Source organism: Sphingomonas bacterium, from assembly GCF_903644055.1.
Lineage (GTDB): Bacteria > Pseudomonadota > Alphaproteobacteria > Sphingomonadales > Sphingomonadaceae > Sphingomonas_I.
Genome location: NZ_CAHJXD010000172.1, coordinates 1 through 11,647, shown reverse-complemented (window position 1 = coordinate 11,647; position 11,647 = coordinate 1). Strand labels below are relative to the sequence as shown.

At 67.0% G+C, this 11,647-nt stretch carries 10 protein-coding genes and 1 pseudogene; 1 reads left to right on the top strand and 10 read right to left on the bottom strand.

The features are described 5' to 3' along the window. The 7 genes and pseudogenes from HUU94_RS07430 to HUU94_RS07400 form a co-directional block, all read right to left on the bottom strand. Nucleotides 1-368 (bottom strand): annotated as a pseudogene (locus tag HUU94_RS07430) (GTP cyclohydrolase II); the annotation flags it as partial. After that, entirely contained in the window at nucleotides 365-1,180 is an 816-nt protein-coding gene (locus HUU94_RS07425) for an exodeoxyribonuclease III (protein WP_174274454.1), read from the bottom strand. The pseudogene HUU94_RS07430 and the gene HUU94_RS07425, both read right to left, overlap by 4 nt. A 409-nt stretch (nucleotides 1,181-1,589) precedes the next feature. Further along, on the bottom strand, nucleotides 1,590-2,240 hold the full coding sequence (locus HUU94_RS07420; protein ID WP_174274453.1) for a LolA family protein: 651 nt from the start codon (nucleotides 2,238-2,240) through the stop codon (nucleotides 1,590-1,592). A gap of 47 nt (nucleotides 2,241-2,287) precedes the next feature. Next, a complete protein-coding gene (locus HUU94_RS07415) occupies nucleotides 2,288-4,294 on the bottom strand; it encodes a S9 family peptidase (RefSeq protein WP_254602029.1) in 2,007 nt (668 codons plus the stop codon). Nucleotides 4,295-4,402: 108 nt separating this feature from the next. Continuing rightward, a complete protein-coding gene (locus tag HUU94_RS07410; RefSeq protein ID WP_174274452.1) occupies nucleotides 4,403-5,680 on the bottom strand; it encodes a cytochrome P450 in 1,278 nt (425 codons plus the stop codon). A 181-nt stretch (nucleotides 5,681-5,861) separates the two neighbouring features. Then, on the bottom strand, nucleotides 5,862-6,560 hold the full coding sequence (locus HUU94_RS07405; RefSeq protein ID WP_174274451.1) for a glutathione S-transferase family protein: 699 nt from the start codon (nucleotides 6,558-6,560) through the stop codon (nucleotides 5,862-5,864). Then, nucleotides 6,557-7,006 (bottom strand): cupin domain-containing protein, encoded by a 450-nt coding sequence (locus tag HUU94_RS07400; protein WP_174274450.1) that lies wholly within the window; start codon nucleotides 7,004-7,006, stop codon nucleotides 6,557-6,559. The genes HUU94_RS07405 and HUU94_RS07400 overlap by 4 nt, the downstream gene beginning before the upstream one ends. A gap of 267 nt (nucleotides 7,007-7,273) precedes the next feature. On the opposite strand from HUU94_RS07400, the gene HUU94_RS07395 reads away from it, so the two are divergent. After that, the gene (locus HUU94_RS07395; protein WP_254602028.1) at nucleotides 7,274-9,163 is read left to right on the top strand and encodes a phosphoenolpyruvate carboxykinase (GTP); all 1,890 of its coding nucleotides are present in this window, start codon (nucleotides 7,274-7,276) and stop codon (nucleotides 9,161-9,163) included. A gap of 152 nt (nucleotides 9,164-9,315) precedes the next feature. Here the strand turns inward: HUU94_RS07395 and HUU94_RS07390 are convergent, their stop codons facing one another. From HUU94_RS07390 to HUU94_RS07380, 3 genes are all read right to left on the bottom strand, one after another. Then, nucleotides 9,316-9,732: a hypothetical protein gene (locus HUU94_RS07390; protein ID WP_174274449.1), complete on the bottom strand. Its 417-nt coding sequence runs from the start codon at nucleotides 9,730-9,732 to the stop codon at nucleotides 9,316-9,318. Between the two features lie 22 nt (nucleotides 9,733-9,754). Next, entirely contained in the window at nucleotides 9,755-10,300 is a 546-nt protein-coding gene (locus HUU94_RS07385) for a peroxiredoxin (RefSeq protein ID WP_174274448.1), read from the bottom strand. A gap of 123 nt (nucleotides 10,301-10,423) precedes the next feature. Further along, the coding region (locus tag HUU94_RS07380; protein ID WP_174274447.1) for a TolC family protein at nucleotides 10,424-11,647 on the bottom strand (1,224 nt) is incomplete at its 5' end.

The following is an 11,647-nucleotide window of genomic DNA, read 5'->3' as shown; positions in this document are numbered from 1 at the left end:
GCATCGGCCGCCGCCACCGCCGCGAGCGGCGCGGCGCGATACGGCCCCTTGAGCGGGTTGGCCAGATCGGCGGCCGGATCGGCCAGCGCCACCGCCGCGCCGAGATCGAGCCACGGGCTGCGCGCGATCAGCGTGGGAATGCCGGGCGTCGCGGCGTCGCGCTGGTTGGCGAGCTTGAGCGTCGCCGCGCGCTCCGCCGACAGCAGCACCCCCGCACTGGACTGCGGATCGAACGCCGCCAGCCGCAGCCTGTCCACCGTCTCGATCGCCAGCACGCTGATCGCGCCATCCTCGCCCGATATCCGAATCGGCCAGCCGCGCCGCAGCGCATCGATCGCGCGCGCCGCCGCCCTCGCGTTACCGCTCACACCGCGAACTCGGTGACCAGGGGAACATGATCCGATGGCTTGAGCCACGCGCGGCAATCCTCGTGCACCCTGTGCCCGGTCGCGCGCGCCGCCATGGCCGCGCTCGCCCACATATGATCGAGCCGCCGCCCGCGATCGTTGACCGTCCAATCGGGCGAACGATAGCTCCACCAGGTGAACAGCCGCTGCGGTGCCGGATAGAAATGCCGCCCGAGATCGACCCAGTCGTGCGCCGCCGCCAGCCCGCCGAGCGCCGCGACCTCGACCGGCGTATGGCTGACGACGTCGAGCAGCGCCTTGTGGCTCCACACATCCGATTCCAGCGGCGCGATGTTGAAATCGCCGACCAGCAACGTCGGCTCGGCCAGGCACTCCGCCCAGCGCGTCATCCGTTCGACGAACGCCAGCTTCTGCGCGAATTTGGGGTTGACCGCCGGATCGGGGATGTCGCCGCCCGCGGGCACATAGACGTTCTCGATCCGGAAGCTCCCGCCCGCCCCGAGATCCAGCCGCACGCCGACATGCCGCGCCTCGCCATTATCCTGCCAGTCATAGCGCCAGCAGGCGTCGTCGACATCGTGGATCGGGATCTTGCTCAGGATCGCGACGCCATGGTGCATCTTCTGCCCATGCAGCCGCTGGTGGCGATATCCAAGCGCGCGGAAGGGCTCCGCCGGAAAGACATCGTCCATCGCCTTGGTTTCCTGCAAGCACAATACGTCGGGCTGCTGCTCGGTGAGAAAGCGTTCGACGATCCCGATCCGCGCGCGCACCGAATTGATATTCCAGGATGCGATCTTGAGCGCGGTCATCGCCGCGCGATGTAGCGCCGCCCCGCCGGCTTTGCCAGCAAGCCCCTCGATATTGAGCAACGGAGCGAAGCTCCGCAAGCGCGAACGCGCGTCCGGACCCGCCACACGGCGGGGAGGAAAGCCAAGCGGGCGAATGCCCGCGCCGGCGCCTGAGGCCAATCAAGAAGGAATGGCCCTCGCTCCGGGGGCATGGAGCGAGGGCCGACCTGGCGTTCGTCGCGCAGGCAGGAGGCGAAGCTTATGCCCTCGAGCAACAGGGGGGAATCCCGGGGGCGGCTCCGCGACCGCACCTGCGGATTAGGCCAGCAATCCTGTCGCCTCCATGAATGAGTGCAGACAGAAACGCTCCACACAATCGAAACCGTGGCATCGCGGCCGAGCGAACCTCCGCTTTTACCGCCCGTCACGCCTATCGCGGGCGCGCGTTCGGCCGCGGATCGCGCCACAGGAATGTGCGGTCGCTGACCGGCACGTTGAAGCGCTGGTTGCTCAGCACCACGGTCGATCGTCCGCCCTGCGCGTCGGCGACGGTCCACCCCGCCAGCACCAGCCCGCCCGGCGCCGCGACGGCGCGGGTGAAGCCGATCGTGATCGTGCCGAACTCGGGATGCCTGGGATCGCGCCCGGTGACGACCAGCCGTCCCTGCGGAAATTCGCGCAGGCTGCCGTTCGCGGGCAAGGGCACCACCTGCACATAGCGCGACACATCCTTGCCGGGATCGAGCAGGATCGACAGCGGCGAATCGCCGATCGGCCAGCGCGAGACCTGTGCGACCTTGTAATCGATCATCGTCAGCGCCTTGCCGTCGCCGACGATCAGCAGCGGCACGCCCGGCGCATATTGGAAGCGGATGCGCCCCGGCTGCTTGAGCGTCAGCGTGCCCGTCCGCGTCTGGCCGGCGGCGTCGGTCTGGCTGAAATCGGCGACCATCGTGGTCACCGCGCGCAGATGCGCCTGCACCTGCGCGAGATCGGCAGACGCGCCGGGAGCAGGAACGGGGGCGGCCAGAGCGGGAACGGTGGCGAGCGCCATGCCGAGCGAGAGGATCAGTCTTTGCATAACGGCCATTCTGCCGAAGCTGCGTTGAACGCGCTCTGAACCCGGCGTCAACGCGCCTCCGCGCCGATCAGGTTGCGCTGCCAGAACAGGATCGTCGCCCAGAATTGATAATCGACATTGTCCTTCTTGGAATAGCCGTGCCCCTCGTCCTTGGCCAGCATCGCCCAGGCGGGCACGTTGTTGGCGCGCACCGCCTTGACCATCTGATCGGCCTCGGACGGCGGCACGCGCGGATCGTTGCCGCCCGTCGTCACCATCAGCGGGATCTTGAGATCGGCGGCGTGCGTCAGCGGCGAGATCGCGATCAGCTTGGCGCCCTGTTTCGGATCGCGCTCGTCGCCATATTCGACGCGGCGGAGGTCGCGCCGATAGCCTTGCGTATTTTGCAGGAAGGTGACGAAGTTGGAGATGGCGACGATGCAGCTCGCCGCCTTCAGCCGCGCGCCGTAGCGGATCGCGGCGGCGTAGCACATATAGCCGCCGTAGCTGCCCCCGGTCTCGGCGATCCGCGCGGCGTCGATCGCCGGGTCGGCGGCGAGGCGATCGAGGAAGGCGCCGATGTCCCTGACCGAATCCTCGCGCTTGAACGGCCCGTTATCCAGCGCGACGAAGCGCTTTCCGAAGCCCGTCGAGCCGCGCACGTTGGGCAGGAAGAGCGCGATGCCGAGCTCGTTGACCAGATAATTGCTGCGGCCGAGGAAGCCCGGCGTCGCCTCGCCCTCCGGCCCGCCGTGGATGCTGACGACCAGCGGTCGCTTGCCCGGGAATTTCGCCGCGTCGGGGCGATAGAGGAAGCCGGAGACCTCGAGCCCGTCGAAGCTCTTCGCCTTGATCAGCTCCGGCTCGACATTGCGCGAGGCGTCCAGCCCGCCGGTCTCGCTCATCGTCCAGCGCGTCACCGCCAGCGTCGCCGGATCGAGCGCGTAGGTGTCGGCCGGCGACTTGGCGCTCGAGAGCGTGAAGCCGAGCGCGCCCCACGGCGCGAATTGCAGCGTGCCGATCGTGCCGGCGGGCAGCGCGGTCACGGCGCGCACCGCGCCGCTCGTCGTATCGAGCAGCTTGAGCCGATCGACGCCCTCCTCGTTGAGCACATAGGCAATCTGCTTGCCGTCGGCCGAAACGTCGAAGTCGGCGACGTCCCATCTGGGCTCGTTCCCCACCGGAATGAAGCGCCCGCTCGTGACGTTGATCCGGCCCAGCCGCAGGAAGTCCGAACCCTCGTCCGAGGTCACCCAGAGGATGCCGTCATAGGAGAATTTGGCGTCGCCGTATGCGATCGCCTTGGAATGGTCGCCGATCGGCCGCATCGTACCGCTGGCGACATCCATGAAAAAGAGGTCGCTCTTGTTCACCGAAATCTGGTTCGCCACCACCGCGCTGGTGCCGTCGGCGGTGAAATCGAGCAGGCTCCAGCCGCCGCCGCTGACCTGCGCGACGAGCCGATCGCTCTTGGGATCGCGCGGATCGACGATGTAGATGTCGCTGTCGGAGCCCGTCCGCCGCGTCGAGGTATAGGCGAGCCAGCGGCCGTCATGGCTCCAGGCGTTGATCTCGTTGCGGCTCTTGCCGTCGGTCAGCAGCGTCAGCCGCCCGTCCTTGAGCGTATAGAGCTGCCAGAATTCGCTGCCGCCGACATCCTTCTGCACGACGAGGACGTCGCCCTTGCGGCGCGCATAGCTCGCCGCCGCGATCGTATCGCTCTCGAACGAGCGCTGCCGCCGATCGCCCATCGGCGCCGCCACCTCGTGCACCTGCGAGGTATTGCCGAACCGCGTCGTGATCAGCGCGCCCTTGCTCGCCGGCGCCCAGCCCCGAAACACCGCCGACCGCGCTTCCAGATAGGGCCGCGTCGCATCGGCGAGCGCCTGCGGCACCGCGGGCACCTGATCGAGCACCAATGCGGCGGGAGGCGTCACCGACGGCGCGCCCGGATCGACCGCCAGCGCGGGGGTCTCGACGATCAACAGCGCAAGCAGCGCGATCTTTCTGCAATCCACGATCAGTTCCCAATGCGGTGCCCAGGCGACGCTAACTGGCCAGAGCACGAAATGCACCTGTCATCTCGGCGAATCTCAAATTCGCATCGGCGCAGACGGCTATGCGAGCACGGTGTCGGTGGCGCAAGCGCGCGGTCAGACCGCCGGCATAACCCCGATGCGCCGCTACGCCACGTCCCACACCAGCGGGAGATTGCGGATCGAGAGCAGCCCGGGGAAGACGCTGATGTCCGCCCCGTGCTTGATGCGGAATTCGGGAATATGCTTGAACCATTCGTCCAGCAGGATCCTGAGCTCGCGACGCGCGAGCGGCGCGCCGAGGCAGAGATGGACGCCCGCGACGAAGGTGAAGTGGCGATTGCTCTTGCGCGTCGGATCGAACTCGCGCGGATCATCGAAGCGCGCCGGATCGAAATTGCCGGCCGCGTTGTAGCATTGGACCCGATCGCCCGCCTTGAGCGTGACGCCGTGCCACTCGAAATCCTGTTTCACCCTGCGCGCGGTATTGAGAATGGGCTGGGTGCGCAGAAATTCCTCGACCGCCGTGGGGACGAGCGAGGGATCGGCGCGCAACCGCGCCTGGATCTCGGGCTGGAGCGCCATGCGGCGATACATCTGGCTGATCGTCGCGGCCACGGTATCGAGCCCACCCAGCCAGAGGAACCAGACCATTCCGATCTTTTCGTCCTCGGTCGGCGTTTCGCCCTCGATCTTGCCGTGGATGATCGCCGACACGAGATGATCGTCGGGATCGGCCTCCCGCTCGGCGATGAAGCCGCGCAGGAAGGCGAGCACGCCGCGCAGCGCCGCCGCCATCTTCTCGTTGCTGTTCGAATGGAGGATGTCCCATTCCCAGGCGAGGAACTGCTCGAACATCGGCTCCGGGAAGCCCATCAGCCGCATGAAGATGCGCACCGGATAGGCCCGCGCGAAATCCCACGCGATATCGACTTCGCCTCTGCCGGCGAATTCGCCGATCATCTCGCGCACGAGATCGCGGATCTCGCCTTCCATCCGGGTGATGCGCGCCGGGGAGAAATGCGGCATCAGAAACATGCGATATTTGTGATGGTCCGGCGGATCGATCGCGAGCGGGATCGAGGGAAAGGTCTCGCCGATCAGCGCCTGGAATTCGGCGGTGCCGCGGTTCGAGAAGAGCGCGTTGTCGGTATAGACCCGGTCGATATCCTCATAATGGGTGACGACCCAGGTGCCGGCGCTGCCGACGCCCATGCCTTCGGCCGAGACGCCGGGCACCGCCGGCGTATAGAGCAGGCGCGGAATGTCTGGACCGGAGAGCCATCCGAACGGTTCGTAAGGATCGACGAGGTCGCTCGGCAGATAGCCCTGCGCCCAGCTCAGATCGACGAGCAGGTCCTTGGGCACGTGCGGCGGGGCGGGATAATCGACCCTGACCGACTCCAGTGTACGCTGCCCTGCCATCTTTCTCTCCGCCCCTCGACGCTACCGTCATGCGCCCGACCGGATGGGCGGACAAGCGATGCCGGGGCACAGACCGGCAAGACATCGACGGGGCGATCCCTTCCCGGACGCACGCGATCGCCACTGGCGGCGCAATCCGCACCGTCGCCCGCCTTCCGCCGAAGCAATATATTCCGGGCAATCAGGCTGGCTTGGGGGCGGTCCCCGGCCCGTCCGCGGTCCACCCCGAAGTATGTTCGGGCATCCATATCGCGATGCCGCGCTGGACCGCCGGTCGCGCGGCGATCCTTTCGTACCAGGCCGCGATGGCGGGGAACCGCGCCATGCCGCCGGCATGCTCGTGATACTGGTCCACCCAGGTCCAGGATGCGATGTCCGCGATGCTGTAATCGTCGCAGAGGAAGCCCCGGCCCGTGAGCTGCCGTTCCAGCACGCCGTAGAGTCGCGCCACCTCCTTGCGGTAGCGATGCAGCGCATAGGAGGTGTCGCGCGGATCACGGTCGGGCGTCTTGGAGGCGCGCAGGAAGTAGCTGAGTTGCCCCGCCATCGGCCCGAGCCCCGCCATCTGCCAGAACAGCCAGCTATCGACCCAGGCGCGCTCCACCTCGTCGGCGGGATAGAGCTTCCCGCTTTTGCGCCCGAGATATTGCAGGATCGCGCCGGATTCGAAGATGCGGACGAGCCCGCCGTCCGCCGCGCGATCGGTCAGCGCCGGGATGCGGTTGTTCGGGCTGATCTCCAGGAAATCGGGCTTCTGCTGCTCGCCCTCCAGAATATTGACCGGCACGATTTCGTACGCGAGCCCCATCTCCTCGAGCGCGATGCTGACCTTCTTTCCGTTGGGCGTCGGAAAGTAGAAGAGGCGGATCCCCTCGCTCATGGCTCGATCGGCCTGAACCCGAGATCGAAGCGGTACTTGGCCTCGAAGCCGGCATCGGGGAAGGTCGAGACGTCGTACATGTCGCGCCCGCCGATGTCGAAATAGACCGCGGGCTCGGTCCCGCGATTCTGGAGGTGGTGCGCGTCCGGATCGTTCATCTTGAACGCGATGAAGTCGCCCGGCCCCAGCACCTGCTCGCCATCGTCGGTGACGACCGTCAGCTCGCCCGAGATCACGATCACCGCCTCGTCGTTGGTCTTGTGCCAATGCCGCTGCGTCGACCAGACGCCCGGCGGCAGTTCGACACGGCTGATCCCGAACTGGCTCAGGCCGAACAGCTTGGTCAGCATCCACATCGTCCGCCCCTTGCAAGGCGCGTCATAGGGCGGCGGATACGGAGGACTGCCCTTCAAGGCGCTCGCCGCGTCGAAAATAGCCTTCTTCATGATAGCTTATCCTGATGCTGTCGAATGACGGTGCATAGGCGGTGCAGCGGTTGTCAATCGTTGCCTGCCAAGCGTGTTGGATACGTTGGCACGCGTGTCGACGATCCACGCGGCGAACCTTCTTGATTCATGAGTTTACGCTTCGGTATAGGGACTACGGTCAAGAATGTGGTTGGCCTTGATATGTCATCGGATGCCGCGACGCGTATCTTTGGGGGTGTCGATCTTCACCAGGCGTGAAGAGACTCGTTTGCCGAATGATGATATGTGAGGAAAGCTCTGGGATCGAAGGATTTTTGCGTGGCGGCAACGGGATTGTTTGAGGATAGCGCGGTTACGGCCGCACCGGCCACGCGCTCGGCCGCCGCCGCGCCGACCGAACATCCCGGCCTCGTCGCCTGGGTCGAACAGATCGCCGCGCTCGCCGGGCCCGACTCGATCCGCTGGTGCGATGGCTCCGAGGCCGAATGGGCCGAGCTCAGCGCCTTGCTGGTCGATGCCGGCACGCTGATACAGCTCGATCCCGCCAAGCGCCCCAACAGCTTCTACGCGCGCTCCGATCCGCGCGATGTCGCGCGTGTCGAAAGCCGCACCTTCATCTGCTCGTCCGAGGAGAAGGATGCCGGGCCGACCAATAATTGGCGCGATCCGGCCGAGATGCGCGCGACGATGCAGGACCTGTTCGACGGCTGCATGCGCGGGCGCACGATGTATGTCGTGCCTTACTGCATGGGCCCGATCGGATCGGACAAGAGCGCGATCGGCGTCGAGATCACCGACAGCGCCTATGTCGTCCTTTCGATGAAGCTGATGACCCGGATGGGCAAGCAGGCGCTCGACATGCTCGGCGACGACGGCTTCTTCGTCCGCTGCGTCCACACGGTCGGCATGCCGCTCGGCGAGGGGCAGGCCGATGTGCCGTGGCCGTGCCAGGAGGAGAAGTGGATCGTCCATTATCCCGAGACGCGCGAAATCTGGTCCTACGGCTCGGGCTATGGCGGCAACGCGCTGCTCGGCAAGAAGTGCTTCGCGCTGCGCATCGCCAGCGTGATGGCGCGCGACGAGGGCTGGCTCGCCGAACATATGCTGATCCTCAAGCTCACCTCGCCCGAGCGCAAGACGCATTATATTGCCGCCGCCTTCCCCAGCGCCTGCGGCAAGACCAACATGGCGATGCTGGAGCCGACGATCCCCGGCTGGAAGGCTGAGACGATCGGCGACGATATCGCGTGGATGCGCTTCGGCAAGGATGGGCGGCTCTATGCGGTCAATCCCGAGGCGGGCTTCTTCGGCGTCGCGCCGGGCACCGGCGTGATGACCAACAAGAATGCGGTTGATTCGCTCTACGCCAACGCGATCTTCACCAACACGGCGATGACCGGCGATGGCGACGTCTGGTGGGAGGGCCTCACCGATACGCCGCCGGAGGGCCTGATCGATTGGCAGGGCAAGCCCTGGACACCGGGCGGCGCGCCCGCCGCGCACCCCAACGCGCGCTTCACCGTGCCCGCCAGCCAGTGCCCGGCGATCGCTTCGGAGTGGGACGATCCGGCCGGCGTGCCGATCTCGGCGATCCTGTTCGGCGGCCGCCGCGCCACCGCGGTGCCTTTGGTCAGCGAATCCTTCGATTGGCAGCACGGCGTCTATCTGGCCGCCAATATCGCCTCGGAGACGACCGCGGCGGCGGAGGCCAAGGCGGGCCAATTGCGCCGCGATCCGTTCGCGATGCTGCCTTTCTGCGGCTACAACATGGCCGATTATTTCGAGCATTGGCTGCGCCTCGGCAAGGCGGCGGATTCGGATGGAGGCCAGTTGCCGAAAATCTATCTGGTCAACTGGTTCCGCAAGGGCGCCAACGGCAAATATCTATGGCCGGGCTATGGTGACAATATTCGCGTGCTCAAGTGGATCGTCGAACGGTGCGAAGGCACGGCGCAAGCCGTCGACAGCCCGGTGGGCCGCCTGCCGACGCCGGGCGCGCTCGATGTCTCGGGGCTCGCCATGGCCGAGGGCGATCTCGCCGAACTGCTGCGCGTCGATCAATCGGTATGGCGCGAGGAGGCGCGCGCCAGCGCCGCCGATTTCGAAAAGCTGGGCCGTGTTCCCGCCGCGCTGCTCGCCGAACAGGAAGCGCTGGAGCAGCGGCTGGCCGGCTGATCTTCTCCTCTCCGCTTAAGGGGAGGGATCGGGGGTTGGGCTATCGGCGGATGCCGGGAGCTCTCCGGCGCTAGAGGCTGTCCTCTTGACGTTGAACACTCGTCACCCCGGCCTTGAGCCGGGGTGACGTTCCAGCTTGAGCAGGACAGCCTCTAGCGCCGCGGTGGAAACGCTCGGCCGAACCGCGCGAAATCCTGCACCGCCCAGGCGCACAGCCACGGCAGCAGCAGCCCCGCCGCCACCATCCATGTCGGATGCGTGATCGCCGCCGCTGTGGAAAGCGCGCCCGCCACGATCAGCGCCGCGACGATCCACGCGCCGATCCGTCGCCGCGATAGCCATGCCGCCACGGCGCCGCCGGCCAGCGATCCGACGCACCAGCCCAGCACCACCAGCAATTTGGCGGGCAACGGCACGACGGTCGCCATTTCCACCCCGGTATTGGCCGTCGTATAGGGATCGAAGCCGGTGGGCAGCGGATAGAATGCGCCGCTGATCGCCTCGATCGTCCAGACGCAGCCGAACGCGATGATCGCGCCGAGCACGATGCCCGCGAGGATGCGTCCCATGCCGCGGCTCATCGCGCCGGGATCAGGCGTGCCATTTCGGATGGGAGGCGCGCCATGCCTTCACGGCGTCCATCGTGCCGGTGATGTGGCCGGTCGGGTCCATCGCCGAATAAGCGAAGATCACCTTGCCGTCGGGCGCGATCACATAGGATGTGCGGTTGGAGATCGAGGGTTTGACCGGCAGCACGACATCAAAGGCCGAGATCGTGGTGGGCGTCGCCGACCCCACCGCGAACTTGCTGCGGCATTCCTGCACCGAGAATTTGTTGAGCGTGTCGATCGGATCGGCGGACATGCCGATCACCGTCGCGCCGAGCTTCCGGAAATCGTCGGTCGCGTCGGCGAAGCCGTGCGCCTCGATCGTGCAGCCCTTGGTGAAGGCGGCGGGATAGAAATACAGCACGACCGGCCCCTTCTTTAGCGCGGCCTTGAGCGAGAAAGCGAAGGGCTTGCCATCGAGGCTCGCCTGCGTCGCGATCTCGGGCGCCCTCGCGCCGATCGACAAGGCGGAGAAGGCGGGGGTAGCCAAAGCGACGAGGGCCAAGGCGCCGGCAGCGATACGGATCATGGTTGCTCCTTCTCAGATCGGCGAGATGTAGCCCTTGGGGCAAGCCAATGCCAGCCTTTGCCCATAGACCTGCGACGCGCGTTTCGGTCTTCCGGCCTTGCGTCGAAATCGCTCATACCCAGCCTAGCGTTGCGGCGGCTTGAGCCTGACCCCGCCGGTGCCGTCGACCGCGCGCGGCGCGGGATCGATCGCGGGGGCCTCCTGCCAGCCGCCGCCGAGCGTGCGGAACACCGCGACCTGATCTTCGGCGAGGCTGGCGTCCGAGGCGGCGAGCGCGCTCTGCGTGGCGATCAGGTCGCGCTGGACGTCGATCTGCTCGAGCTGGCTGATCGATCCGTAGCGGACACGGACGCCCGAAAGCTGAAACGCGCGCTGGCTGGCGGCCTGCGCCTCGGCGAGCGCGGCGTTGCGGCGGAGCTCGGCGTCATAATTGGCCAGCGCCTTCTCCGCCTCGCCGAGCGCGGTCAGCACGACGCCATCGAAGCGCGCCAGCGACGCGCGGGCATCGGCGCCCGCCTCCTGGATGCGCGCGCGCGCGGCGAGGATATTGGGGAAGAACCAGCTTATCAGCGGCCCGAAACCGAATGCCACGCCGGAACGGGACGTGGCGGACTTGAAGCCCGTGCCCGAGGCGTTGATCGCGCCGCCGAGCGTGATCGTCGGAAACAGCTCGGCGGTGGCGACACCGACCCGCGCGACATCGGCGGAGAGCGTGCGCTCGGCCGAACGCACATCGGGACGGCGGCGGATCAGCGCCGCGCCGTCCCCTACCGGCAGCGGGCGAACGAGCCGTGGCACGACGTGGCAACCCGCCGCAATGTCGGGAACCTGATTGGCGGGGCGGCCGATCAGCACGGCGAGATCGTAGAGCGCGGCCGCGCGCAGGCCCTCGATCTGCGGCACCTGCGCGCGCGTCTGCTGGAGCAGCACGCCGATCCGCGATATCTCATAATCGGAAATCGCGCCGAGCTGGCGCTGCTTCTGCGTGATCGTGTAGCTATGCTGGACGAGGCCGACATTCTGGTTGGCGACATCGAGCTGGCGGCCGAGCGCGCAGGCATCGAGATAGGCCTGCGTCGTCGCGGCGGCGACGGTGACGCGGGTGGCGTCGCGCGTCGCCTCGCTGGCGGCGAGATCGGCGCGCGCCGCCTGGATCGTGCGGCGGACGCGGCCGAACAGATCGACCTCGTACGATAGGGTCGCGCCGGCGCGGTAGATCGTCTCGGTGACGCCGCCGGTGGAGGGCGGGCTGATCGTCGCGCCGCCCGAGGCGCTGCCGGTGCCGACGCCGACAGCGGTGCCGCCCGTCGCCGTGCCGCCATTGGCGGTGCTGGAGCCGGTGTTGGT

Bases quoted from the DNA above. Each gene is read 5' to 3' on its own strand.
- HUU94_RS07425 (WP_174274454.1), bottom strand. From the start codon at position 1,180: ATGACCGCGCTCAAGATCGCATCCTGGAATATCAATTCGGTGCGCGCG.
- HUU94_RS07420 (WP_174274453.1), bottom strand. From the start codon at position 2,240: ATGCAAAGACTGATCCTCTCGCTCGGCATGGCGCTCGCCACCGTTCCC.
- HUU94_RS07410 (WP_174274452.1), bottom strand. From the start codon at position 5,680: ATGGCAGGGCAGCGTACACTGGAGTCGGTCAGGGTCGATTATCCCGCC.
- HUU94_RS07405 (WP_174274451.1), bottom strand. From the start codon at position 6,560: ATGAGCGAGGGGATCCGCCTCTTCTACTTTCCGACGCCCAACGGAAAG.
- HUU94_RS07400 (WP_174274450.1), bottom strand. From the start codon at position 7,006: ATGAAGAAGGCTATTTTCGACGCGGCGAGCGCCTTGAAGGGCAGTCCT.
- HUU94_RS07390 (WP_174274449.1), bottom strand. From the start codon at position 9,732: ATGGGACGCATCCTCGCGGGCATCGTGCTCGGCGCGATCATCGCGTTC.
- HUU94_RS07385 (WP_174274448.1), bottom strand. From the start codon at position 10,300: ATGATCCGTATCGCTGCCGGCGCCTTGGCCCTCGTCGCTTTGGCTACC.